Consider the following 25,574-nt stretch of genomic DNA (forward strand, 5'->3'; position numbering starts at 1 on the left):
AGAGCACCATGCAGCCGCCCTTTGCCGTCGGGTTTCACTTCAGCGTTCACTTTGCCTTCGACATTGGCTCGGTAGACTACCGCTTCCAGTCCGTCAGTGGCCTGGGAGTAGAGTACGCTACCGAAGCCGTGGTGGAAGGCGGCGAGAACCGCTTTGAGCATAAGCTGCCGGTGCGGACGCAGTACAGCGATCTGGTGCTGAAACGGGCGCTGGTGACCGACTCGGCCCTGGTGACCTGGTGCCGGGAAGCCTTTGAAGAGCGGGTGTTTGCACCCACTACCGTTACCGTCCACCTGCTGGATCCGGCGGGGGTTCCGTTGCGGAGCTGGCACGTCGACCGCGCCTGGCCCCGGAAGTGGTCCATCTCCGACCTCAACGCCGAGGAAAACGCCCTGGTGATCGAAAGCCTGGAGTTGAGCTACCGCACCTTCCGCGTCAACTAACGCCTCCTCGGACGGCCACTGCTCCTTCAACTTTCTCCCCCCTTCGGGGGGGCGGGGGGGAGCACCTGCGGCCGCGCCCTTTGTCTTACCAACCTCATTTCACCGTCATGCCGGTCACCATCAAAGAATTCATCATCACCGTTAAAACCGACCAAAAGGCGCAGGCTCCCGTGACGCAGGCGCGGCCCGAGGAACGGCAGCGCATCCAGGAAAACGGCCAGGACGCCCTGGTGCGGGAGTGCGTAGAGCAGACGCTGCGAATCATGAGAAACAAACAGGAGCGGTGAGTACGCCGCCCCGAAAACCTCCCTTAACCACCTGCTAAACAGCCTCATCCCCATGCTCGGTCCACTGGAAAAAATGAAAATCCTGGCGTTTACGGACAGCGAATACACGCGGCCCGCCACGGTACCGGCCTTCCCCGTGCTGGTCAATCCGGAGAGCTACGCGATGGACCACGCCATTGAGTACAACACGGAAACAGCGACGGGCAGTACGGGCAGCGAAGCGGCCTTTGTACGCAAAAACCCGGAAGTATTCAGTTGCGAGCTGCACTTCGACAACACGGGCATCCTGGACGGTCTTCCTCGTCCGGATGTCCACGTCGAGCTCGAAGCGTTCAAAGCCTTTTTGCTGGACGTAGAGAGCGAGACCCACGAGCCGCGGCACTTTATGATCATCTGGGGCAAGATGATTTTCAAGGGCCGGGTAACGGCGATGAACATCAAATACAAGCTTTTTGCCGCCGACGGCACCCCGATCCGGGCGACGGTGGAGCTGGCTTTCAAGGGAAGTTTCAGCGACTTGCTGCGGCTGGCGATTGACAATTTGCTTTCGCCCGACCTGACCCACCTACGGGTCATTCGGGCCGGCGACACCCTGGCCAACCTCTGCCAGGAAATCTACGGCGACACCAGCCAACTGATGGCCGTGGCCAGGGCCAATGGGCTGAGCAGTTTCCGCTCCCTTGCCGTCGGCAGCCAACTGGCCTTTCCACCCCTCCAAACCCGTAAAGTATGAGTGCGCCCCCTTCCAGAATCATCCCGACTTCGGCCGCGCCCACGGTGGCGACCTACACCATTAAGAGTGAAGGCAACGCCGTTGGTCCGGAGTTGACCCTGCTCTCCATTGTGGTGGACCAGGAAGTCAACCGAATCCCCGTGGCCACGCTCATCATCCGCGACGGGGCGGTGCAGGAACAAACTTTCCGCATCAGCGAAGGGGAAGCCTTTGCACCGGGTAAAAAGATCAGCGTTGAGGCCGGGTACCGCGCCGTCAACGCCCCAATTTTCAGCGGGGAGGTGGTCAGCCAGCAAATCCGCATCCGCGAGCAGCGCTCCTTGCTCATCGTCACCGTCAAAGACCCCGCCTACCGCCTGACGATGGGCCGCAAGAGCCGCTACTTCAGCGACCAGACCGACTCGGACGCCTGGGAAAGCATCATCAACGGCGCGGGATTGCAGGTTGACGGGGAAAGTACGACGGCGGTAATTCCCGAACTGACCCAGTACCGCAGCAGCGACTGGGACTTCATCATGAGCCGGGTGGAAGCCAATGGCCTGGTGTGCATCACCCGGGACGGCAGTCTGCGGATTGCGGCCCCGGCTACGGGCCCCACGGGCGTCCTCAAGTTGGAATACGGGGCCAACCTGCTCAACTTCGACGCGGAGCTCGACACCCGCACCCAGTACGCCGAAGCCGAGGCCCGGGCCTGGTCTCCCGCCAACGCCGAAACCATCACCGAAAGCGCCCCGCCTTCTGCCGCCGGGCCGGGAAATGCCTACAGCACCGATGCCCTGGCTGATCTCCACGGTCGGGGTCCGTTGACCGAATGCCACGGCGGCGCACTGGAAGCCTCCGAACTGAGTACGTGGGCGGGGGTACTGGCCCGCCGCAGCCAGCTGGCCCGTGTCCGCGCCACTGCCGAATTCCAGGGAACCAGCGAAGTGAGCGTAGGCGATACAGTAGAGCTGGCGGGCCTGGGCGAGGTTTTCAACGGGCTGATTTACGTCAGCGGCATCCGCCACGAAATTGCCGATGGTCAGTGGCGGACGAGTGCGCAGCTGGGCCTGGACCCCGAGTGGTTTACCGGGCGGTTTGCGGTGAGTGCGCCACCGGCGGCGGGGCTGTTGCCGGCGGTGAGTGGCCTCCAGATTGCCACCGTGGTGCAGATGCACGATGACCCGGCGGGCGAGGAGCGCATCCTGGTAAAAATCCCCGCCCTCCAGCCCGAGGGAGAAGGCAATTGGGCCCGCCTGGCCAGCACGGTGGGCGGCAACGCAGCGGGGATGATCTTCCGGCCTTCCGTAGGGGAAGAGGTGCTGGTGGGTTTTTTGGACGACGATCCGCGTCATCCCATCATCCTGGCCGGGCTCCACAGCTCTGCGCAGCCCTCTCCCCTGCCGCCGGAAGAAGACAACTACCGGGCCGGCTACGTCAGCCGGGCCGGCAACAAGCTGGTGGTAGACGACGAAGAAAACGCCATCACACTGGAAACTGAGGCGGGCGATAGCCTGGCCCTGTTGGGCAAAGACGGCAAGATTGTCTTGCAAGACCAGCACGGCAACGCCATCACCTTCTCCTCCGCCGGCATCGAGATCAACAGCGCCAGCGACCTGGTGCTGAAAGCCAGCAACGGCATCACGGCGGAGGGTACCACGGTGGAGATCAACGCCTCGGCCAACGGCAAATTCGAAGCCGGCGCCACCCTAACCCTCAAAGGATCACTCGTACAAATCAACTAAGCCATGCCCCCCGCCGCCAGAATCGGAGATTTCCACACCTGCCCCCTGCAGACGCCGGGTACGCCGCCCGTTCCCCACGTTGGCGGGCCGGTCATCGGGCCGGGGGTGGCGACCGTCCTGATCGGCGGAATGCCCGCCGCCGTGGTGGGCGATTCCCTCACCTGCGTAGGGCCACCCGACAGCATCATTGCGGGCTCCGGCAGCGTCCTCATCGGCGGAATGCCCGCCGCCCGGCAGGGGGACAGCACCGCCCACGGCGGCAGCATTGCCGTGGGTTTTACTACCGTCCTCATCAACTAAACAACCATGGAAAAAGCATTTCTCGGCATCGGTTGGAGTTTTCCGCCCGCCTTCCCGCGGGAAAGCGGAACGGTTGCTTTAAGTGCCGGCACCCAGGACATTGAGGAGAGCCTCCGCATCCTCATCGGTACACTACCCGGCGAACGGGTGATGCTGCCCGAGTACGGGGCCTCCGTGCGCGACCTTCTTTTCGAGAGCATGGACACGGGTACGCAGACCCTGCTTTTTGACCGGATGAAGACGGCTATTCTTCGCTTTGAACCCCGCATCGAGGTGCTGGAACTCAGCCTGGACAACCGCTTTTTGACGGAGGGCCGTATCGAGTTGCGCCTGGATTACCGCGTGCGGGCGACGAACTCCCGCTTCAATTTCGTCTATCCCTTCTACCTCGCTGAAGGCAGCCAGGTCGAAACACCCTAATCTCCGCCATGCCCACTACGCCCACCGCTCAAGTCCGTAACCCCCACCCCGTTCCCGCCGACGGTGCCTTCCAGCTCGACCGGCTGCCCGCCGCGCTGCAAAGCACCTACGTGGGGGTAGACGAAATGAGCACGGAAGCCTGGGTGGATTACGTCGCCCGGCTGGCGGAACTCGTTACTTACTTCGACGAGACCGAGGCCGCCCGGGGCAATTGGCTGCCTTTCTACAACAGCCAGCCGGCGGCCCTCGTGGCGCGCATCCTCAGCTGGCCGCTGGAGCTGCTGGCCGAACGCATCAGTGCGCACCGGGAAACCATTGAGGACAATGACCTGGCGGACCCCGAGGGCGAGCGCCGGCAGCTCCTCGCCAGCCTGTTCGACCTCGTCGGCACCATCGCGATTCAGCTGGACGGGGTGGTCCGGGCATTGCCGGTCAACTCCCCCTTGCACCTGCGCGCCGGCGCCCTCATCCGCCACCGTTTGGCACCGGACCTGGCCCGCTGGATGGCCTACCACAAAGCTGCGGCGGCGGGGGGACTGCTGGATGACAACCGCGATTTGCTGGCCCCGGATCTGGTGGGCCAACACCCGCTGGGTGGCCCCAGCCAGCGCCTCCAGGACCTGATTGACGGTACGCTGAGCCTCTCCACTTACTGGAGCGAGGGCGAAGACTGGGGCGCGTACGCAGGTGCAGTGAACGCCCAAACGGCCGTGTACGGTACGGATACGCCGGGGACGGACCCCGCCCGGGAGATCGTCCACGCCGCTGGCCACACCTTTTTCCACGGCATCTACGAGGGTTTCGTCAGTGCGCTGCTGCACCTGCGCCAGCAGGCCCAGACCGAATGGGAACGTCTGCTGCAAAGCCCCGATCACGCCCCCCACCTGGCCTTGCTGCTGGCCTTTCTGGAAGTCAGACGCCGGCAGCAAAGCATGCTTAATGCACTGACGGACCGTCATCTGGACTTCTACTACCGCCGGGTGCTGCGCCTGGCTCCGGGGGCGGCAGCCGCTCCGCAGGCATTCCTCCACCTGGAGGCGCGCAACGGCGTGACGGCAGCGTACCTGCCCGCCGGCACCGTCTTCCGCGGCGGTAAAGACGAAGCGACCAAACGGGAGCGCCGCTTTCTGAGCAAGGCTCCCGTCAGCGTTTCCACCGCCCGGATTGCGGAAATGCGCGCCATCTTCAAGGTGGCCCAAAACCCCGCCATCTTTGCCTTCCCCGGCGAAAACCGGCCGGTATTTGCCCCGGCCGACGGCGGGCGCCTCTACGCCGCCACCGTAGTGAACAGCACTGACGGACTGGGCGAAGCGCTTCCCGAGGGCAGCGAAAGTTGGCACCCCTTTGGTTACCGCGCTCCGTCGGGAACCCAACTGACGGCGGGAATGCCTACTGCCCGGCAGGGACTGGCCATCAGCAGCCACTACCTCTACCTGGCCGAAGGGACGCGGACGGTGCGCCTGACGATGAATGGTACAGGCGTTGCGGCCCTGGTGGGCAAGACCTTCAACGTGGCCCTGAGCACCGAAGAAGGCTGGTGGGAAAGCACCGCAACGGTGGCCGCCGGGCGGGTGCTCACCATTTCCCTGAGCCCCAACGACCCGGCCATCACGGCCTACAACGAAGAAGTCCATGCACTGGGCCTGGACGTTCGCCACCCCGTTTTGCAACTCACCCTACGGCAAGTGCCGGGGGTGGCCTACGACTACCAGGCACTGCGGGGAGTAGAACTCAGCCAGATTAATTTGTTCGTAGCCGTCAGCGGCGCGAAACAGTTGCAGCTAAGTGGTCCGACGGGGCCGCTGGATCCTGCCAAGAGCTTTTATCCCTTCGGTGCGGCACCCAGCGGCCAGGAAGTCCTCACGATCGGCCACCCGGAATCATTCCAGAAAGCCGCCAACATTGACGTGAAATACGGCTGGAAAAACTCCGTCCCCAGTTCTGCCCCCACCATGCGGGTGGAGATACTGACGAATGGCAGTTGGGTGCGCCACGACAACTACAACGAAGTCATCAGCGGCTACCAAACCAACAACCGTGCCTTCACCGTGGGGGCGGGCAGTACATTGCCGGCCGGGGGGGACGGCAGCCCAGGGTTTTCGGCGGCGGCCAGCCGGGGGTTTGTCCGTTTTAAATTGCAGGGGGACTTTGGGCACCGGGCCTATCCGGGCGCCCTGGCCAGGGCTTTGGCCATAGGGGGAACGAATCCCATCCTCCCCGCCCTGCCCTTCGACCCCGAGCTGGACTACCTGACGCTGGACTACGATGCCAGCATCAACCTGGGGACCAGCGCGGTGAACGACACGGACGATACCCAGATCCACCACCTCCTGCCCTTCGGAACTGCCCTGCCGGAGGTGAGGTACGGCCGCTTTCCGCTGCTGGCCGAGGTATTGCCCCAGACGGAGCCGACCATGGACGCCGGCGCGCTCTACCTCGGCATCGAAGCCTGGGTTCCGGGGAGCCAACTGAGTTTACTGGTGGTGGTGGACGAAGGCTCCGCCGACCCCTTACTCGAAAAACCCGCCGAACACCTGACCTGGGAATACCTGCACGACAACCGCTGGACGGCTTTCCCGGCCGATAAACTTCAGGACGATACCGATGCGCTGCTGCGGTCGGGCTTGGTCCGGCTGGACCTCCCGGCGGGCACCCGAGCCCGCAACCGCCGTTTCGGCGACGAACTCCTCTGGCTCCGTATCCGGGCCGGCAAGCACACCGATGCGGTTAACTACCTGCGTGGGGTGCACGCCCACGGAGTGCAAGTAGGCCAGGAGCTGGCGGCAGCTGACACCGTGAACCTCAGTCCTTTACCCCCGGCGACCATCACGAAGCTGCTGCTCCCCGCGCCGGGCATTAAGAAAATTACGCAGGCTTACCCCAGTTTCGGGGGACGACCGACGGAGGCGCGCAATGCTTACTTCACCCGACAAAGCGAAAGACTGCGGCACAAAGACCGGAGCATTACGGAGTGGGACTATGAACATCTGGTACTGGAGGCCTTCCCGGCCGTCGACCGCGTCATTTGTCTCCAGCACCTGGAATTTGCGCCGGGGGCGACTACGGGCACTTACACCTACCACGAATTGCGGGCCGGGCACGTCACGATCCTCCCCCTGGGCCAGGGCAGTGGCTCGCGGGCCAACTTGTTGCGTCCCTACGTGAGCCTTACCACGCGGGAAGACATCGCCAATTTCCTGCGGGCGCGGATGAGTTGCCACGCTACGCTGCACGTCAGGAACCCCTTGTTTGAGGAAGTACGGGTGGTGGCCGACGTCCGTTTCCGCGCGGGCACCGACGAAGCCTGGGCCCTCCGGCAGATCGACACCGACCTGATTGGCCACCTTTCCCCCTGGGCCAGTGAAGGCCTGGGCGACCTCAACCTGGCCGCCGAGATCCACCGCTCCGTCGTGCTGAACTTCCTGGAGGAACTCGACTACGTCGACTACGTAAAAAACCTGAGCCTGCGCCACCTCGCCGATGCTGCGCAGAACGGGCAGGAACGCCTGAAGCCAACCAAGCTGGTAGCCGTGCTCGTGGCCGCCACCCACCACCTGATTACGCCCTTGCCCGCGCCGCCCGCAGTGGTGATTGGGGAGGTGTGCAACAATACCCACCGCAGTCACCGGGGCCGCAACCGGATCACCATTGAAAACCCCATTGCCTGATGCAACCGATCAACCCCGCCATCGCTCCCCACCCGGCCGAAGATTACGCAGGCATGCGCGCCGAGGGTTTTGCCGCCATTGAGCGGCTGGCTCACCAGCGCTGGACCGACTACAATGCCCACGACCCGGGTATTACCCTGTTGGAAAACCTGTTGTATGCACTGGCCGAAACCGGTTACCGGGGGCAGTTTGACCTGGCGGATTTGCTTACCGGCCCGGGAGGAGCGATTGATCACCGCCAGCCTTTTTTCACTGCCCGGCGGATCCTGACTGGGGCTCCGCTGACCAACGACGATTTCCGGCGGCTCCTCATTGATAGCCTGGGGCTGAGCAATGCCTGGGCCATTTGCAAGCAGTGTGCCTGCGGGCCCCTACTCTTCGCGGAGTGCAAAGACGGTGAACTCAGCACCGCCCCCCGCTGGCGACTGGCCCTGGATCCCAGCAACCGCCGTGAAGAACACCCCGTGCGCATCCAGGGCTTTACCGACTTCCTGCTGCAGTTTGCCACCGACCAGGAATACGGCAACCTCAATAGTCACCGCCTGGACGGAACCTTGGTTTATCCACTCCCCGCAGGCGAGTTCCTTTCCATCCCCGCCGAACTGCGGTTCCCGGATTGGCGACAGCTTTCGGAGTCTGCCTACCGGGAAGTCAGTGCCTCCACCACCGTTTTGGAGGGGCTTACGATTGAGCGCTTCAGCCGTGACCGTACTTTGTTGGAGCCGGTTGATGCCGATGATTTCCGGCGGGGTGTGCGGGACATTTTCTTTCTGGACGTCACGCTCCGCCTGCGGACGGGCGACGGGGCCCTGATTCAACTGCTCCTCACGGAGATCACCCTGCGGGTGTGGCTGGGGGCGGAAGACGCGGCCTTGATTGACCCGCCCACGCTGGAAGCCCTCCTCGGCCAAAGCGACCTCTTTGCCCGCTACCTTGGCAAACTCCAGCGCCGCGAAGGCATCCTGGCCACGAGCCAGCGTTTACTGCATGACAACCGGCGGGTGGGCGAAGACTACTGCCGCGTGGATGGCATCCGCGCGGAAGACGTTGCGGTGTGCGCCGATCTTCACCTGACTCCGGGTGCGGACGTAGAGCAAACCCTGGCCCTGGTGTACTACACCCTCGAAAGTCTCCTCAATCCCCTGGTGCCCTTCCGCACACTTGCCGAATTGGAAAGTCTGGGCATCCCGACGGAGGCCATCTTTACGGGGCCGCCCTTGCAGCAGGGCTTTTTGCTGCAGGAAGACCTGGATGCGGCCCAACTGCGGAGCGTCGTTTACGTCAGTGACCTCGTCAATGCCCTCATGGACTTGCCGGGTGTGAGCACCCTGGAGGCCCTGCGCTTTACGGTGTACGACGCTGACGGGCGTCCGTTGGCACCCGCTCATCCGTGGTGCATTCCCGTCAGCCCTGGCCACTATCCGGCGCTGTACCTGGCCGCTTCGCAGGTGATGGTCTACAAAGATGGATTGCCACTCTTGCCCCGGCGGGCGGAGTTGCGGTCGGTGCTGGCCCAGTTGCGGGCGGCCGACCGGGCAGTGGCTCTGCCGACGGAGCAACTCGACTATCCCGTACCAACGGGTAAGCACCGCCCCGCGCCGGAGTACCTGCCGGTTCAGCGGACCTTGCCGACCATTTACGGCCTGAGCGAAGAAGGTTTGGGCGCGGACGCAGGTGCCGGGCGGAGGGCAAAGGCAAGGCAACTGGCAGGCTACCTCTTTCCCTTCGAGCAGATTGTTGCCACCACGGCCCAACAACTTGCCGGCTTCGGCGACCTCTTCTCCACCGATGAGGCCGTTGCGGCGACCTACCCCCACCCCAGCCTGGCGGGGGCGGGCGAGCCGTTGGGGCACCTGGCGGAGTTGCTGACCCCGGCCGCCACGCCCGCCGCCCTGCGCGATCTGCTGGAACCCGCCGGGCGTTTTGCCGACCGAAGGAACCGCTTCCTCGATCACTTATTGGCCCGCTTCGGGGAGTCCATTGCCAACTATTCCCTGCTCATCCACGACCAAAGCACGCGCCGCGCGTACGGTCCGGAGAAACTCATCCAGGACAAGGTGCGCTTCCTTCGCTTTTACCCCGAGATCAGTGGGCGACGGGGAACGGGCATCAACTACACCCGGGCGGAGGGCGTTTGTGCCTACCGCAACCGTAGCGGCCTGGGGGAAAGGATCCGCCGCCTGCTGGGGATGGAGGACGCCCGGGCTTATTTCAGTTTAGAGACGGAACGCATTGAAGGCGGCTGGAAGAGCGGCTTTGTCGTGACGGCCCCGGCTCCCAACCTTTCCATGGCACCTGCGCTCCGGCGCCCCAGTGGTGAATCCACGGACCCTCCCGGCATCTACGGCGCGACCGCCGAGGAGGCCGAAGCCCGGGCCTGGGAGGTGGTGCGCGAGCTCATCGAACTGGCCCCCGACCCCGCCAACTACGCGGGAGATGAACTCCACAACGCCGCCGGGGAAGCCCTGGCGACGCTAGGTGCGGGTGTGACGCAGCAGGAGGTGGCCGATTTTTTCTCCGCCGCCCTGGCCCGCGAACGGCTCTACGTGGTGGAGCATATTTTGCTGCGGCCCAAGTTTCCCGGCGATGCCCTGCTTAGCGTCTGCCTGGCCGAGAACTGTGAACACTGGGGGATGGAAGACCCCTACTCCTTCCGCATCACCTACGTCTTGCCCGCCGACGTGGAACCCTTCAGCCAGGATATGGAACTGCGGCGCTACGCCGACCGGCTCATCCGCCGCGAAACGCCCGCCCACCTGCTGCCGAAGCTCTGCTGGGTCAGCGATGCCAAGGCCGAAAGCGAATACTCGCCCGAGGAACTGGCGGAGCTGGCCGAACAGTGTCGCTGCCCCGTCCCCGATGCCCTGGCCCGCCAACTGAGCCGCTTCGAGGCCGTCTACTGCGCCTACCTGGAGCGGAACAAAGACTTTGCCTGGACGGCCCTGAACGACGAACTGAGCAGTGCGGTGCTGGACCTGCTGCCCCCCGCCGCAACGCCCACTACAGCCCACCTGCTGCTGGGCTACTACGGCGAAAATTTCCGGCGCTTCCTGGCCGACGTAGCCCGGAGCAACGAGACATTGCCCCCCGCCGCCAGCGCTGACTGGGCCGACAGCGTCTGGGACGACTTGGTGGACGACCTGGTGCTGATCCAGCAAAACGACCCCGCCTTTTACGGCCAAACAGGTATGGAGGACGCCGCCCGGCGGGCCGACTTCCGGCAAACTGTGGAAAGCTTTTACGGAGATTGGCTGGACGTCAGCTTCCGCCTGCACCGCCTGCTGCTGGTCTTTGAACAATTGCGCAGCGCCTACCCCGAAGCCACCCTGCACGACTGCGATGACGGGGACGATGACCAACCCGTACGCCTGGACCAAACCACCCTCGGTACCCTTTAAAATTTAGCCTCATCATGTTACCCATCCATCCCAACTATCCGCAATTCGCCCCCAACCAGGTACTGAGCAGCAGCCACCTCAACCAACTTTTTGACTACCTCGAAGAGCAGGGGCGGCTGACCCGCACCCACCTCATCGGCATCGGCATCGTGTGTGGCCTCCGTGCGGAGCTGAACCCGGCGGGTACCGGCATCACCATCAGCCGGGGCTGCGGGGTGAGTTCGGCCGGGCACCTGCTCATTTGGGACGAAGACGAAGCGCTGGAGTTTTTCCGGCCCTACTCGCCCCCGGAAGACATCGACTATACCTTTTTCGACCTACCCGACGGCGAAGGGACCTACCCGATGTGGGAACTGACGACCGACCGCAACGACGACCCCGACGCGAGGGCCCTGAGCCGCAACTTCCTGACGGGTGCCAACCAAGTGGCGGGTGAAGGCGACGAAAAAGTCTTGCTCCTGCTCATTGAATGCCGGGTAGTGGATAACCGCAACTGCACCCCCAACAATTGTGATGACAAGGGCCGCACGGTAGAGACGGCCATCCGTCCTGTACTGATCCGGCGGGGAGACCTGGAAGAAATCCGGCGGGTACTTGCGGCGGGCAACGCAGGGGTGGCCGCCTACTACTCGCTGTTCCAGGACCGGGCGGCGCGCCTGGGTCTGGCGACGCTGCGGCCGCCGCGCTTCAACGTCCCCAACACCAACCCCGTCACCACCCGCCAGGTTCTGGAAACCTACCGGGCTACCCTCTCGGCAACTTTTCTGGCCCGCGTGCAGGTGGTGCTCAACGCAGTGTACGCCAGCCTGGCCCCTTTGCTGACGGACTACACCAGCAATCCCTTTGCGAACCGCATCACGGGGCTGAGTTTTCTCCACGACGGTCGCTTGCTGACGGGTGCGCATGCCCTGGGCTATCAATACTGGTTTGACCATCTGTTGACCATCATCAACGCCTACGAAGAATTGCGCAGCAAAGCCGAGGAGCTCTTTAGCCTCTGTTGCCCCGACGACCGGATCTTCCCCCGCCATCTGGTCTTGCACCACTTCACCGCTGCCGGTATTTCGGACGAACTGCGCCACCTGTGGGTCAGCTCGCCCGTCCAGAACCAGCAGGCCGAAGGGAGGGCTGAGTTGGAGTCCTTATTTGATCGTCTGGTGGCCCTGACCCGGGCGACGGAGCTGCCGCTGCCCCCGGCCCCGACGGGTGGTGGCCGGGATGTTTTCACGGCAGAGGAGGTCCGGGAGGAATTGCGCGATCGCCTCCGGGCGGCTACCGCTGAACGCCGCGTGCGGGAGATTGCCGGAGACAACAACCGACTGAGCGCTGCGTCATCAGAAGCCCAGCCGCTGGCTGTTGCGACGGCCAACTTCCAAGCCATCGGCGCGGTGCGCTTTGCGGAATTTTTGGGTCCGGCCATCCTTGCCCCGGCTCCTACCCAGCCCAGCCTGCGGCAACCCATTCGCATTACGCCTTCTTTCCTGGGCAAGCCCCTTTCCGAGAAAGCGATTCCATTTTATTACGACCCGGCCATCGTGTTGGAACCCTGGAATTACCGCCTGAGCCGCCGGGGCCGCGCCGCCGAAAATTACGGCTTTGATGCAGTGGATTGGAACGGTACGGACGACTTCATCCGCCGCCCCCTCGTGTACGACCTTGAGCCCCGCAATTTCGTGCGCATCGAAGGGGCCATCGGCCAGCACTACCTCCCGGTTCTCCGCGAAATCCGACGGCAGATCAATGAATTCCGCTTACCCATCGACGTGGTGGCGCTGCGGACGGGCACGCTGACCGATGAGTTGGAGATTGAGGACTTCGACGTTCTTTTTGCCGACCTGGAAAGCCAGTACCAAACCTGGCGGGCGCGCCTGCTGGGGCGGTTGGCCGAAGTAGCGGTGCGGTTTTACGACACCAAAATACTGGGGCCGAAGGGTGAAGCGCCGCCCTTTGCCCTACGGGGTTTCCCACGGTCTCCCCTGCTGCGCCGCTTAACCGGATACCGCTACTTCGGGGGGACGGTGGGTGACTTTTACGAAGCCCATTTTGATCAACACAGCAGTTCTGCGCCCTTCAGTACGGGCCTGGATGGGTCTTACGGCGTTCATTTGGGCGTCATCCACTTCCTGGTGCAACTGGAAAACCGCCTGGGAAGTACGCTGCGCATCCTCGATTTTGCCGAGGCGGAGCAGGCCCTGGAGGAATTGCAGGGGGGTGGGCGCCTGTTCGGAAGGCTGGCGGCCCTGGGCCTCAACGATGCCCAGACCGGTGGGGCGGCTACGAGTCTGAAAGTAGATCTGGAAGAGTACGCCGACCAATTGGACGAGCTCATTACAGCCGGCGACCTCGATGCCCTGCGTGCCCTGCGGCTGAATGTGGAAAGCCGGCGGGAGGACGCTTTGCAGCAACAACTCCTGGCCACCTTCCAGCGGCAGCACCCCGGTTTACAATTTAAGGCGGGCTGTGAATTGGGCGGCACTTTTATCGTAGTATACCATGGCCCCGAAAACGCTGGTGGAGGCCCGCGCCAAACCGGGAGGTTCCGCCTGACGGGTGTAGTGCTCAACGACGGCGAGCCCGTTCCAGGCGTCAATGTCGCGGCCAGGGGCTTCAGCAGCGGGACGACTACGGACCTTGACGGCCGCTTCAGCCTTTTCGTGACGGTCTTACCCGTTCAGCTGGTCTTCAGCTACCCGGGATTCCCCAGCCAGGAACGGTGGGTGATGAAAGAAGAGAAATTCCTGAGTATCGACCTGGCCGAAGACGGTGGGGATGGAACGGACGAAAACCCCATCCAGGGCATTAGCGAGGGGACGGTCGTAGCTGACTTTTACCTCCCCTACCGCTGTTGCGGCCAGGGTGCGCCGATCCACATTTTTCCGCCCACCCCGCCGGAGCCGCCTGTCCCTCCTCTGGTGGCCCGCCTGGAGCAAAGCAGTTGTTCACGCATCGACAGCAACCCTACTAACGCGGCACAGGCCACGGTAGCCCTTGCTACCCTGCAAATCAGTGGTGGTACGCCCCCTTACTTTATTGAGGATAGCAACGGCAACCGACAGGCGGCACCTAATGCAGCCTTTGAAGTCAGGGCAGGTGTAGCTTTTACGGTGGTGGATAACCAGGACCAGCGGGTGCCCATTACCGTATCCTTATTCCCTCCCTTAAACGTACAGCGGACTGGCGAACCACGCTGCCTGGATGGCAACCGGCGCTACTTACAAGACTTCCTGGTGGAAGGCGGAAAGCCTCCTTACCGCTACCAAGACGCCCGGGGAAACCTGCAAACCCTCACTTCAAGTCAGGTGGCCAGCCTGGAAATCCCGAGTGGGGAAGGCTTCGTCCTGCGGGTCGAAGATGCCTTCGGCGAAGCCTGTGGCCAAACCATTGAACTACCCGCTTTTACCTGTTCCACCAATCCGAACCCCAACGACTGCGGCCTGCCCTGCGGGGGCATAGGTACCATCCACAGTTCGCCGCTCTGGACCCAACGCCCCGCTGGCGAAGGGGTGACCTACGAGAACCTCCTTTTCCAGGTGGAGCGCCTGCACCTCGACATCAGCGACACCCAGCGCTTTGCCCTCAGTGCCGATGATTTGCGCAGCCTCAACCGGAACCTGCAGGCTACCATCGACCGGGAGGCCGACATCAACTTAAACACCTACCCGCAACTGATGAGCGGGCTGGTCAACAACATCATGAAGTTTGTCGACGAAGTCATCAACCGCGAAGCCAACCTGGCCGGAGGGCAACGGGCCCTGGAGTTTTCTACGAGTGCTACCCGCAATTTTGACGAGTTGACGGTCAGTTTCTTTGAATGCTTCCGCTTCAACTTCGTGGTTACCGTAGCCTACAATGAGTTGGATAAAGCCTCCAGTTCCCAATCAGATCGCAAACGGACCATCGAGTACAGCAACGACGGTGCACGGCCCGACAGTGTTGAAAGCTTCTTCCCCTCCCACCAGCGCTTCAGCGTAGACCGTTGCGATCGGGCAGCGGCTCCCAAACCGCTCTGCACCGGGGAAGTATCCGGGCGTATTACCCAGCGGGGTGAAGGGGGTAAGCGCAGCTTCAGCGTCCGGGCAAGTGAAGACCTGGCCCAGATCTGGTTTGAGTTCCCCTTGGGCGAGCCTGGCCTATCGCTGACCAACCCAGCGGAGGTGGAATACCGGCGCGATGGCATTGCCACCCGGGCTACGGCTTTGGTGGTGGGAGATAATGGCTGCTTTGCCATCACCACCAGTACGGTGAACGTCTGATGGCCGCCCAGCACCATATTCTCCGCCAGCATCTGGTGTTGGCCGCCAGTGGGATTGCGCCTTTGGCGGCTAATACCTGGCACGAGCGCCTGGACCTACTTCAGGCCAGTACCATCCTGCCCGCCCTTGAGCGGCAGTTGGCGGCCGTGGACCCAGGCAGGGAGGAAGTGGTGATTGAGCGACTGGAAATTACGGTGGAAGCCCCGGGCCTGGATCAGCTTGAAGCGACACTGGAAGCACAAATTGCCCCGCTGTTGGCCAAAGCATTGCGCCAAGCAATGCCGGAGCTTAATGGCCCCCGGACGGCAGCCGTCCCCTTCATTCAACACTTGGTCCACTACCTGCAAACGGGCAACCTGGGGCCGAGTTTTAGTGATGCAGCGGCTTTTCAAGCGGCTTTGGCAGCCTGGTATGCCGTTGCCGACCGGGGTGATTGGGAGCTTTTGTTCGAGTTGGCGGTTGCGGCACCGGAAAGGATATTTGGGCGCATCGCGCAGGTGCCGGGCCAGTCGCTTTGGGCGCAAGGCTGGGCCACCCTGCGGAAGCTCTACCCCCACCAGGTTGGACAACATCCCGCCCCTGCCCTACCCCACCAGGCACCGCCCCACGGCGATTTGAACCTGTGGGTAGCCACCCTTAAAGCGGCGGGCTACGGGAACAAAAGGGCAGCCCTTACCAACCAGCCAAGCCCCAGCAAAAGCCTCCCTCAACTTGCGCAGGCTTCGGGATCAAGCCCGGGTGCCCCCACAACCTGGTACCCGGAAAACGCGGGCATTGTGTTGCTGCACGCCTACCTACCCTACCTCCTTAAGGAAACAAATTTATTGGACGACGACGGCCTTCCCCGCTACGGACCAGCGGCGGCCTTATTGCATTACTGCGCTTTTGGCCAGCCCAACGGCCAGGAATGGGACTACCCCCTGACCAAAGTCCTGCTGGGCCTGACGCCCGACGACTACCTGCCCGGCCCAGGTGCACCACTGTCAGCGGAGCCCCTGGCCTTTGCGGATGCTTTCCTGGAGGGCGTCATCGAAAACTGGGGAGCCCTTGGCCAGGCCAGTCCCGCCGCCCTGCGCGATGCCTTCCTGCAACGCCCAGGATTACTCCGCCGTCAGGGACGCACCTGGCACCTGACGGTGGACCGCAAGCCTTATGACGTCCTGCTGGACCGCCTGCCCTGGGGCATCAGCATGGTAAAAGCCCCTTGGATGCCGGACCTTCTACAAGTCGCCTGGTCATGATCGAAGCCCGTGCCCAACGCCCTCGCCCCGCCCCCCGCAAGGCGGAATCCTTACTGCCACTGGTGGGTGGGGCGGGCCAGGCATTGCTTCCTACTCCCCTCCTTGCACCTGCGGCCGCGCCCAAAACCGACGCTGACCAACTTGCGGAAACCGCCCTCCTGGCTCCGGCGGACCTGGCCGCAAATGCCCCGCGTGCCATTGAGATGGCCCCCGAGGCCCCGGAAGCACCCTCCCCGGAAGACCCCGCCGAAGCAGGTGCCGAGGCCGAACTGGCCGTGGAGGAAAGTCCGCGGATGGAAGTGGAACTGATCATCCCTCCACCCTCGCCCGAGATCGAGGCCCGATCCAGCCAGGGCGCACGCTCCGCCAGCGGTGGCATGGGCGGCGCAGGCAGTGCTAACCAGGCCCTACCTCCCGCCGATGAAAATGCCCAAACCGCCCGCACCAACGTCCAGGAACCCGACGCCGAAACCCTCGCCCGGGCCGACGCCGCCCTGACCGCCACCCTGCGCGAAGTTCCGGCCCCCAGCCCCGAAATTGAGCAGCTCTGCGACGACATCCAGGACGCCATCGAAAACCGCCGGCCCGTCGACGAAGACAGCCTGCGCCGCGCCAACCCCGCCGCAGAAGCCCAGGCCGTGGGCGATAACCTCAATTCCGACATCCAGGGCAGTGCCGATAACGTCAGCGGCACTTACGACGCCGTCAACGACCCCACCAGCGGCACCCCCGAGCAAGTAAGCGCCCCCCTGCCCGAGCCCGCCACCTCGGTGGCCACCCCTCCCGTCAACGCCGCCGGAGCCAGCCCACCGGCCAGCGATCCGGAAGACTTAGACCTGGGGCCGGACCTGGCCGCTACCAGTAACTCCGTTGAAGAAGCCGGGATGACTACCGAACCCGCCGAGCTGGTAGAGGACGAACCCTTTGCCTCGGCGCGCGAGGGGCTCTCCGAGCTGGAAGCCACCGCAGCCATCGCCCCGGCGGAAGTGATGCGCCAGGAGCAGGAAGCCATTGCCAGCAGCCAGGCCAGCATGCGTGCCCTGCAGGTCCAGGCCCTCCAAGCCCTGGAAAACAGCCGGGGCAACACCATTCAGGACACCTTGGGTGGCCAACTGGCCATGGCCCGCACCGAAGAAGAAAAACGGGTGGCCGCCTCGGCTGCCGCCGACACCATCTTCACCCGAGCCCAGGACGCCGTCAACGCCCTGATCGACCCGATGGTCTCCACCGCCATGGAGCGCTGGACGGCGGGCAAAAACCGCATCGTTGGCGAGTTCGACCGCGAGCTCCAGCGCGCCAAAGACCTGGTCGATGAGCGCCACGAAGGCATCGGCGGAGCCATCGTCTCCATCTGGGACGACGTCACCGGCCTGCCCAGCAGCATCACCCGCATCTACGACCGGGCCGAAGCCACTTTCGGGCGGGAGATCTGTGCACTGATCCGGGAAATTTCCACCTACGTAAATGGCATCGTCATCGCCTGCGAAGAGTTGATTGACAATGCCGACCGGGACATCCAAAACCTGTTCGACAGCCTGGGGCCCGAGCTGGCCACCTGGGCAGCGCAGCAACGGGGCGGCTTCCAGGAGCGGCTCGATGGCCTGCGCAATCGGGTCCACGAGACCCAGACCAACTTTACCAACGACCTGGTCAGCCAGGCCGGCGACGCGGTGCAAGAGGCCCGCGAACGCATCGATGCCCTCCGGGAAGCGGCCAAGGGACTCATCCAGAAAGTAGCCGACGCCGTCAATGCCTTCCTGGAAGATCCGGTGCGGGCCATCATCAATGGCCTGCTCTCTTTGGTGGGGATTGCGCCGGGGGCCTTTTGGGCTTTAGTGGCCCAGATTGAGCAGGTGGCCAGCGACATTGCCGACGACCCGAGGAACTTCGCCAACAACCTTATGGCGGCCGTGGGGCAGGGTTTTAGCCAGTTTTTCGATAATTTTTTCACCCACCTCCTATCGGGCTTCTTGACCTGGATGTTTTCGGCCATGGGGGCGGTGGGGGTGCAGTTGCCGCCGGATATGTCGGTGGGCAGCATCATCACCTTCTTTTTGCAGTTGATGGGCATTACCTGGCCCAACATCCGCCAGATTCTGGCCCGGCACATCGGGGAGGAAAACGTGGCTTTACTGGAGCAGGCCTACGAGCTACTGAGCATCCTCATTACCCAGGGGCCAGCCGGCATTTATGAGATGATTCGCGAGCGGTTGGACCCGGCCATGATCCTGCAAAGCATCATCGATGCGGCGGTGAGCTATTTGGTGGAACGCATTGTGGCGATGGCTACGGCGCGTTTACTCATGCTCTTCAATCCGGTGGGAGCCATCGTACAGGCCATTGAGGCGATCTTCCGGGTGTTGCAGTGGATATTTCAGAATGCGGCGCGGATTTTCAGCCTGGTCCAGACCATTGTCAGTGGCGTCGCCGACCTCATTGCGGGCAACATCGGGGGCATGGCCGCACGGGTGGAGCAGGCCCTGGCGGGCTTGTTGGTGCCCGTGATTGACTTTATTGCCAGCTACCTGGGCCTGGGCGACTTGCCAGAGCGGGTAGCGGATGTGGTGAAGGGTTTTCAGCAGATGGTCCTTGGAGCCATCGACCAGGCCATTGGTTTTCTGGTGGAGCGGGCACGGGGGCTTTTGGCGAATTTGGGTTTGGGCGCGGGCGCAGGTGCAGAAGATGGGGATAATGAGCTGGGGGATGATGAGGTGGGGAAGAATAAAACCTTCAGTGGCGGAGGGGAAGGCCATCGGATGTGGATCGGCGTAGGGGGAAGCACCACCGTGATGGTGGCCAGTGGCACGCCGGAACCGCTGGGCACCAAAGTAAGGCGTTGGATTGGGGAGGTGGGGGATTTGCCCGCCGCCGAAGCCGCCGAAGCCCGGGGGCTGCTCCAACGCGTGAGCGCTCAGGAAGGCATCCTTTTGACTGAGGCGGAGCAAGCCAAACTTGCCATCGCCCAGGCGGACGGGCCAGCGGCAGACCCTGCCCTGATTGCCACCGCCCAAACCGAGGACGCCGAGGTAGAGCGCAAGCAGGATGAACTTGCCCCGGAAGTGGGGCGGCTATTTGATATTTTTGAGGGGGGGGTGCCCTTTCAAGCCTTTAACCGTCAGGGCAACCTGGGCACTGCCCGCCTACCCTTCACCGTAGAGGAAAGAAGTGGTGACCTCAAAGTAGAAATGGGCGGAAGCAGCCTGACGGGCAAACTCAACGCAATGGCCTACGGGCCTACCGCACAGGCACATCACCAACACGGCAACCAACTGATACAAAGCGTGCTGGAAGCGACGGACCCCGCCGTGCGTTTCATCGAACGGGTATCGGTTCGCAACGGCCGATTGCAATCTCCACTCCTTCAGGAGGTACAATCCAATGCCAACACCATTGAATCCCAACTCTCTACGCTGGGCCCCACCAAGGCACATTCCCTGGCCCACCTGAGCGCGCCGCCCCCCCACAACATTCAACGGCAGGAAATAGCCTTTACCCCCGATGCAGCCGTCCCCCTGAACAATGCGGCGATGCTGACGGAATACGACCGCCAACTGGACTTGCAAACCCAGGGCATCAACCAACTATTGGTGGACCAATGGGTGCTCAACCGGAACGCGTACAGCGTAGACGAATCGCGTTTTGCCGCTCTGGATTCAGAACAACGCAGGGTGCTGCTGTTGGAACTCAACCGCCGCGCCACGGCAGCGAATAACGTCAGCCGCGCCAACGTTACCAAATACCAACGGGCGCTGGATGCCCTGGCCGAAATTGAGGCGGATCCGGACAATGCAGATCCCTCCGCTTTCGTCCGCGTGGAAGCAGTTTCCGGCCGGATCGGCAATGAGACGCAATGGAAACGAGTCCACATCACCCAAAGGCCCGGTCTCCTAGCCCAAGTCCGCGCTGAAATGGAACTGCAATACCCGGGATGGACACAAATCACCGCGCAGTACAATATCTTACACAATGCCGACCAGGTGGCGGGGGGATTCGGCACCATCCCTGCCGTCGCCTTGCAGGCCGAACCCGGGCCCGACGGAGACCTGGCCACATGGCGGGCATACCTCCAGCACCTGGCCCAGTACATAGGTTCGGCCGACGTAAACCAGGCCATCGGGCGCAGCTGGAGAACCCGCTACGAATCGTTGCACACCGGCATCACCACAGCCTACCCGCCGGAAGGTTGGGGCATCTGGAAAATGAATGTATCACTAAGAAGAAGCTAGCACCATGAGTTCAGGAATTGAGGCTTTCAAGCAAAAATTCGGCTCCCCCAATCCCGCAGCCACCCCCATCCACTTTTCCGCAACGTGGGCCCAGGGGCTTTGGCAATACTTCGTTGACCAAGCCGGGGCGGGTTATTTTCTACACGGCTTCGTCTACCTGTTTGGGGCAGAAGCCAATGACCTGAATCCGCTACTGGCGCATTGGCATTTTCTCTTCGAAACCGAGGTGGAAAGAATGGTCATTGGCCGCAATGCCTACGGTGCCTTGCTGGTACTGGAAAACCCCGACCAAGACGCGACCCGTGGCAAAGTTGGTCTACTGGACCCGCTTACCGTTAGTTATTTTACTGACCCCAACCTCACCTTTGTCTCCCTGCAAGCCAGGTGGTTACCCCTTGATCTGTTGCCCCGCTTTTTAGACGATAGCGTATATCGGACGTGGCGCACTACCGATCCAGCAACTTTGGCGTTTGATCAGCTGCTGGCCATTAAACAGCCCCTCAGTCTGGGAGGCAAAATGGACCTCGAAAATTTCCAGGTAGAAAATATCTTCGATTACTACCGCAGCACGGGAGAAGTCTACGCAAAACACCCTGGTCATGGAGGAAAGAAAGCCTGATAGCACTGAGAACCTGGGCCGCGCCATCGCCTACCTCGGGAAGCTCATCCGGGGCCGGATTGAAGTGCACCTGGGCAAGCGGGAGGAGGCCAGTATTGCGGCTCCGGATTTTAGTTATGACGACAGTCCGTTCACCCTTTTCCTGCGTCGCAGGCAGCCGGAGTACGCGGAATACGTCACGCTGCTGCTGGCGCTGGTTCCTCACTTACGGGTAAATTTTTTCGATGATCTGCTGGCCGATTACTTCGCGCCCGGCGTGCATTTTCCCATTTTCGGCGGCACCCGGGGGGCCAACCACCGCGGGCTGCTGCCTACCGGCGAAACGGTGCAGTTTATTTTGGCGGGAGAAAACCTGGCCCAGCGGCTCCAGGTCGCCCGCTTGTTTTCTCCCGAGCACTGGTTCCACCGCCAAAATGTACTGGGCCTTTCTTCTGCCCCCACCGGCGAGCCCCCAATGGCCGGCCAGCTCATCGCCCAGCCCGAATGGGTCGAACAAATCCTTACCGGCAAAGTCAGTCCCCCTGCCTTTTCCAGCAGCTTCCCGGCCGAACGTGTGGAGACCCAGCTGGAATGGACCGACCTGGTGCTGCCCGAACGCAGCCTGACCGAACTCAACTACCTGCGCAATTACCTGGCCACCGAGCAAAGCCTGGCCGGCAACAGCGCCTACGGCAAACACAGCCGCCGCGGGTACCGCGCGCTCTTTCACGGTCCGCCGGGAACGGGCAAAACCCTCAGTGCCGCCCTGCTGGGCCGGGCCACCAACCGGCCGGTGTTCCGGGTGGACCTCTCGATGGTCGTCTCCAAATGGATCGGGGAGACCGAAAAAAACCTGGCCAAGCTCTTCCAGCGCGCCGAAAGCAAGGGCTGGATCCTGTTCTTTGACGAAGCCGATGCCCTCTTCGGCAAACGCAGTGAAGTGAAGGAAAGCAACAGCCAGTACGCCAACCAAACCACCAGCTTCCTCCTCCAGCGGGTAGAAAATTACGACGGCCTCTGCATCCTGGCCACCAATTTCCGGAGCAATCTCGACCGGGCCTTTACCCGCCGCTTTGAGGCGATTGTGCCCTTCTTCCCGCCCGCGCCGGCCGAACGCCAGCGGCTGTGGCAAAGCATCTTGCCCCCGGCCCTGCCCATGGAAGCCGGCCTGGACCCCCACGAGCTGGCCGAGCACTACGAACTGACGGGCGCTGGCATCGCCAACGTCGTCCGCCACGCCGTCCTGGAAAGCCTGGCCGCCGGCGCCAGCACCCTGAGCAAAAGCCAGCTCCTGGCCGCCATCGTCCGCGAATACGCCAAGGAAGACCGCGTCGTCAAACCGGGCATTCTTTAGTCCGCTTAACGGCGGCAGCGACGTCGCTGGTGGGGCAAAATAAAATTTGGAGCCTGTCTGAATTATCCGCAACTTTGCTCCAATAAGTGCTATTCTTGCACCTGCGGCCGCGCCCAGCGCAGCAAACTGATCAGCAAAAGTGCTCCGCTGGTCTTTTGACAACCCGCCGCAGCCCGCCGAGGCACGTTCTTTCTTCGCCCAAACCAAAAAACCAAGATCATGGTCGCTACCCAAATTCGTACGGAAAAAGTTCAGCAGAGCCGCGTCCAGAGTGTGGACTGGAACAACCTGCCCTTCGGCAAAATCTTTTCCGATCACATGTTCGTCTCCGACTACCGGAACGGGGAATGGACCGACGACCGGATCGTGCCTTTCGGCCACTTCACCATGCACCCCGCCAGTATGGTGCTGCACTACGGGCAGACCATTTTTGAGGGGATGAAGGCCAGCAAACTGGCCGACGGAACGCCGGTGTTACTCAGCCCCCTCGACCATGCCAAGCGCCTCAACGCCAGCGCCCGCCGGCTGATGATGGCCGAGTTTCCCGAAGAACGCTTCGTCGAAGCGGTCAGCCAGCTCGTGGCCCTCGACCAGGACTGGATTCCACCCGCCGAAGGCAGCGCCCTGTACCTGCGGCCGTTTATGTTTGCGACCGACGAATTCATTGGCGTGCGGCCCAGCGACAGCTACCGGTTCTGCATTTTTACCGCCCCCGTAGGTCCTTATTACGCCAAGCCCGTGCGCCTGGTCGTGGAGCAGGAATACATCCGTGCCGTCCCCGGCGGCACCGGCGAGGCCAAAGCCGGTGGCAACTACGCCGCCAGCCTGCTGCCCGCCTACCTGGCCCAGCAAAAAGGCTTCGATCAGGTCGTCTGGATGGGCGGCCCCAAGCAAACCCAGATCCAGGAAGTCGGAACGATGAACATCTTCTTCGTCATCGACGGTGAAGTGGTCACCCCCGCCACCGACGGCGCCATCCTCAAGGGCATCACCCGCAAAAACTTCATCGCCATCCTGCGCGATAAAGGCTACCAGGTGACGGAGCGGGTGGTAGAAATCGACGAAATCGTCGCCGCCCACGACGCGGGCAAACTCGAAGAAATGTTCGGGGCCGGCACCGCTGCGGTGGTCAGCCACGTCGCCGAACTTCAGTACAAAGACAAACTCATGGTGCTGCCCGACGTGGCCGAGCGCAAAATCGGCCCCATGCTGAAAAAGCACATTGATGGCCTGCGCACCGGTGCGGTGGAAGACAAATTCAACTGGCTGGTGCGGGTGTAGTTGCCCCTCTGGACAGAAGTAATTTAACCTGAGGCTGGAGCTGGGAATGTAAATGGCCGCTGGTTAAGTTCTGTAGTTCTGTCGGGGATTACGTTCTCACTACCAAACTACAAAACTACCGAACTCCCTTCTGACGGGTTTTGAATAACATTTACTGGTGATTATTGCCAGTAATGTGTTGTCGTGGCCCAACCGCAGGTCAATTTACTCGCCGGGGTACTTGAGCCCCACCATGTCCCGCACCCGCGTGAGCGTCCGGTGGAGGGCCAGCGAATCGTCCAACGACCATTTGGCGTTCTCCCGGCGGCCGTTGCGCACGTCGTCCATCACGGCGAGGGCCTCGAATTTGTAGCCGTTGGCGCCTTCGAAGTCGAAGTAAAAATTTTCGGGTGCCGCGTCTTTATCGCGCAGGATACTGAAGCTGCTGGGCTCGTGCCAGCGCGGATGCCAGTGGATCATGGCCCCGGAACCGATGATGAAGGCCTCGGTTTTGGTCCGCCCCAGTACCGTGGAGTAGTTGTGGGAAAGCTTGCCGCTGGCGTGGACGCAGGTTACCTGGGTTTCCAGGTCGATGCCCTGCGGCGAGAGCCGCGCGGTGGCGCTGATTTTCTCGGGTTCCCCGAGGAGAAATTGGGAAAGGAACTGGGGGTAAATGCCAATGTCAAGCAGTGCACCGCCGCCCAGCGCGGGGTTGAGAATCCGGTTGTGCGTAAGGTCGATGGTGGGCGCGGACGCAGGTGCCGGGGAAGTCAGGATACCCGCCAGGTCTCTGGCCCGAAAACCAAAGTCGGAGCGGACGCTCTGTACCTCGCCGATGGCCCCGGAAGCAATGAGTTCTTCCAGTTTCAGCGTAGAAGGCAAAAAGCGCGTCCACAGGGCCTCCAGCAGGTAAACGCCCTCGGCCCGGGCTACGCCGACCATTTCTTCCACTTCGGCCAGGTTGAGGCCCATGGGCTTCTCGCAAATCACGGGGATGCCCCGGCGCAGACACATCAGCGTCAGTTCCCGGTGCTGCACGTGGGGCGTGGCAATGTAGACGGCATCCACCCGGGGGCCCGTGAAGGTCTCCTCGTAAGTACCCGCCACGTGCTCCGCCCCGTAGGCATCGGCAAAGGCGCGGGCGCGTTCCAGGGAGCGGGATCCAACGGCCACCAGGCGGGCATCGGGGATGAGGGCGAGGTCGTCGGCAAATTTCCGGGCGATGTTCCCCAGGCCAAGAATGGCAAAATGAAAATCAGACATGGGCGGTAGTACTTATGCGCGAGGCGCAATATCGGCCCTGCCGGACGAATGCCGGGCATATCCTCTCCACCAATGTCAAAAAATCAGGCCCGCCCCTTGCGGAAGGTCATCGCCCCCACGCCCAGGCAGGCTACGGCCAAGACACCGTACAGGGCGGCCGTCATTTGCCCACCCTCGTCGCTGGCGGAAAGGTCGATGCCCAGCACCTCAACGTTGGCCGTGGAATCCTGGAAGGTGGTGATGGCCAGGTAAGCGAACGCGAGGCCCGCCAAGACGAGAATGATGGGAAGAATGCTTTTCATAACTGGATGTTTTTTACTGAATAGTGTGGGGCAGTGCCCGTCATAGAGCGCAGGCAGTGGCCCCAATGTTCGGGCGGGTGCCAAAGCCGTCTTATCTTCGTTGT

General features: G+C 62.5%; 16 protein-coding genes. 14 read left to right on the forward strand and 2 right to left on the reverse strand.

Annotated features, from left to right (window positions below):
• Positions 1 to 8 precede the first annotated feature (8 nt).
• From H9S92_RS03670 to H9S92_RS03735, 14 genes are all read left to right on the forward strand, one after another.
• The gene (locus H9S92_RS03670) at positions 9 to 443 is read left to right on the forward strand and encodes a phage tail protein (protein ID WP_187465364.1); all 435 of its coding nucleotides are present in this window, start codon (positions 9 to 11) and stop codon (positions 441 to 443) included.
• A gap of 107 nt (positions 444 to 550) precedes the next feature.
• Positions 551 to 730 carry a DUF5908 family protein gene (locus H9S92_RS03675; protein WP_187465365.1) on the forward strand — a complete coding sequence of 60 codons (180 nt, stop codon included), beginning with the start codon at positions 551 to 553 and terminating at the stop codon, positions 728 to 730.
• 52 nt (positions 731 to 782) lie between these two features.
• Positions 783 to 1,463, forward strand: coding sequence for a CIS tube protein (locus H9S92_RS03680; protein ID WP_187465366.1), 681 nt, complete (start codon positions 783 to 785; stop codon positions 1,461 to 1,463).
• A complete protein-coding gene (gene vgrG / locus H9S92_RS03685; RefSeq protein ID WP_187465367.1) occupies positions 1,460 to 3,187 on the forward strand; it encodes a type VI secretion system tip protein VgrG in 1,728 nt (575 codons plus the stop codon). Before H9S92_RS03680 ends, vgrG begins: the two co-directional genes overlap by 4 nt.
• Before the next feature lie 3 nt (positions 3,188 to 3,190).
• Positions 3,191 to 3,487: a PAAR domain-containing protein gene (locus tag H9S92_RS03690; protein ID WP_187465368.1), complete on the forward strand. Its 297-nt coding sequence runs from the start codon at positions 3,191 to 3,193 to the stop codon at positions 3,485 to 3,487.
• Between the two features lie 6 nt (positions 3,488 to 3,493).
• Positions 3,494 to 3,907, forward strand: a complete 414-nt coding sequence (locus H9S92_RS03695; protein WP_187465369.1) for a GPW/gp25 family protein — start codon at positions 3,494 to 3,496, stop codon at positions 3,905 to 3,907.
• A gap of 8 nt (positions 3,908 to 3,915) precedes the next feature.
• Positions 3,916 to 7,575, forward strand: coding sequence for a hypothetical protein (locus H9S92_RS03700; RefSeq protein WP_187465370.1), 3,660 nt, complete (start codon positions 3,916 to 3,918; stop codon positions 7,573 to 7,575).
• Positions 7,575 to 10,973, forward strand: coding sequence for a hypothetical protein (locus H9S92_RS03705; protein WP_187465371.1), 3,399 nt, complete (start codon positions 7,575 to 7,577; stop codon positions 10,971 to 10,973). Before H9S92_RS03700 ends, H9S92_RS03705 begins: the two co-directional genes overlap by 1 nt.
• Before the next feature lie 14 nt (positions 10,974 to 10,987).
• Positions 10,988 to 15,226 carry a carboxypeptidase regulatory-like domain-containing protein gene (locus tag H9S92_RS03710; protein WP_187465372.1) on the forward strand — a complete coding sequence of 1,413 codons (4,239 nt, stop codon included), beginning with the start codon at positions 10,988 to 10,990 and terminating at the stop codon, positions 15,224 to 15,226.
• On the forward strand, positions 15,226 to 16,467 hold the full coding sequence (locus tag H9S92_RS03715; protein ID WP_187465373.1) for a contractile injection system tape measure protein: 1,242 nt from the start codon (positions 15,226 to 15,228) through the stop codon (positions 16,465 to 16,467). Before H9S92_RS03710 ends, H9S92_RS03715 begins: the two co-directional genes overlap by 1 nt.
• Positions 16,464 to 20,693, forward strand: a complete 4,230-nt coding sequence (locus H9S92_RS03720; RefSeq protein WP_187465374.1) for a polymorphic toxin type 15 domain-containing protein — start codon at positions 16,464 to 16,466, stop codon at positions 20,691 to 20,693. Before H9S92_RS03715 ends, H9S92_RS03720 begins: the two co-directional genes overlap by 4 nt.
• 4 nt (positions 20,694 to 20,697) lie before the next feature.
• Positions 20,698 to 21,312: a hypothetical protein gene (locus H9S92_RS03725; protein WP_187465375.1), complete on the forward strand. Its 615-nt coding sequence runs from the start codon at positions 20,698 to 20,700 to the stop codon at positions 21,310 to 21,312.
• Positions 21,293 to 22,645 carry an ATP-binding protein gene (locus H9S92_RS03730; protein ID WP_187465376.1) on the forward strand — a complete coding sequence of 451 codons (1,353 nt, stop codon included), beginning with the start codon at positions 21,293 to 21,295 and terminating at the stop codon, positions 22,643 to 22,645. Before H9S92_RS03725 ends, H9S92_RS03730 begins: the two co-directional genes overlap by 20 nt.
• 219 nt (positions 22,646 to 22,864) lie before the next feature.
• Positions 22,865 to 23,926, forward strand: a complete 1,062-nt coding sequence (locus tag H9S92_RS03735; protein WP_187465377.1) for a branched-chain amino acid aminotransferase — start codon at positions 22,865 to 22,867, stop codon at positions 23,924 to 23,926.
• Between the two features lie 204 nt (positions 23,927 to 24,130).
• Here the strand turns inward: H9S92_RS03735 and H9S92_RS03740 are convergent, their stop codons facing one another.
• Positions 24,131 to 25,168, reverse strand: a complete 1,038-nt coding sequence (locus tag H9S92_RS03740; protein WP_187465378.1) for a Gfo/Idh/MocA family protein — start codon at positions 25,166 to 25,168, stop codon at positions 24,131 to 24,133.
• 83 nt (positions 25,169 to 25,251) lie between these two features.
• Positions 25,252 to 25,470 (reverse strand): hypothetical protein, encoded by a 219-nt coding sequence (locus H9S92_RS03745; RefSeq protein ID WP_187465379.1) that lies wholly within the window; start codon positions 25,468 to 25,470, stop codon positions 25,252 to 25,254.
• Positions 25,471 to 25,574: the final 104 nt, after the last annotated feature.

Source organism: Neolewinella lacunae, from assembly GCF_014349155.1.
Lineage (GTDB): Bacteria > Bacteroidota > Bacteroidia > Chitinophagales > Saprospiraceae > Neolewinella > Neolewinella lacunae.

Bases quoted from the DNA above. Each gene is read 5' to 3' on its own strand.
- H9S92_RS03670 (WP_187465364.1), top strand. From the start codon at position 9: ATGCAGCCGCCCTTTGCCGTCGGGTTTCACTTCAGCGTTCACTTTGCC.
- H9S92_RS03675 (WP_187465365.1), top strand. From the start codon at position 551: ATGCCGGTCACCATCAAAGAATTCATCATCACCGTTAAAACCGACCAA.
- H9S92_RS03680 (WP_187465366.1), top strand. From the start codon at position 783: ATGCTCGGTCCACTGGAAAAAATGAAAATCCTGGCGTTTACGGACAGC.
- vgrG (WP_187465367.1), top strand. From the start codon at position 1,460: ATGAGTGCGCCCCCTTCCAGAATCATCCCGACTTCGGCCGCGCCCACG.
- H9S92_RS03690 (WP_187465368.1), top strand. From the start codon at position 3,191: ATGCCCCCCGCCGCCAGAATCGGAGATTTCCACACCTGCCCCCTGCAG.
- H9S92_RS03695 (WP_187465369.1), top strand. From the start codon at position 3,494: ATGGAAAAAGCATTTCTCGGCATCGGTTGGAGTTTTCCGCCCGCCTTC.
- H9S92_RS03700 (WP_187465370.1), top strand. From the start codon at position 3,916: ATGCCCACTACGCCCACCGCTCAAGTCCGTAACCCCCACCCCGTTCCC.
- H9S92_RS03705 (WP_187465371.1), top strand. From the start codon at position 7,575: ATGCAACCGATCAACCCCGCCATCGCTCCCCACCCGGCCGAAGATTAC.
- H9S92_RS03710 (WP_187465372.1), top strand. From the start codon at position 10,988: ATGTTACCCATCCATCCCAACTATCCGCAATTCGCCCCCAACCAGGTA.
- H9S92_RS03715 (WP_187465373.1), top strand. From the start codon at position 15,226: ATGGCCGCCCAGCACCATATTCTCCGCCAGCATCTGGTGTTGGCCGCC.
- H9S92_RS03720 (WP_187465374.1), top strand. From the start codon at position 16,464: ATGATCGAAGCCCGTGCCCAACGCCCTCGCCCCGCCCCCCGCAAGGCG.
- H9S92_RS03725 (WP_187465375.1), top strand. From the start codon at position 20,698: ATGAGTTCAGGAATTGAGGCTTTCAAGCAAAAATTCGGCTCCCCCAAT.
- H9S92_RS03730 (WP_187465376.1), top strand. From the start codon at position 21,293: ATGGAGGAAAGAAAGCCTGATAGCACTGAGAACCTGGGCCGCGCCATC.
- H9S92_RS03735 (WP_187465377.1), top strand. From the start codon at position 22,865: ATGGTCGCTACCCAAATTCGTACGGAAAAAGTTCAGCAGAGCCGCGTC.
- H9S92_RS03740 (WP_187465378.1), bottom strand. From the start codon at position 25,168: ATGTCTGATTTTCATTTTGCCATTCTTGGCCTGGGGAACATCGCCCGG.
- H9S92_RS03745 (WP_187465379.1), bottom strand. From the start codon at position 25,470: ATGAAAAGCATTCTTCCCATCATTCTCGTCTTGGCGGGCCTCGCGTTC.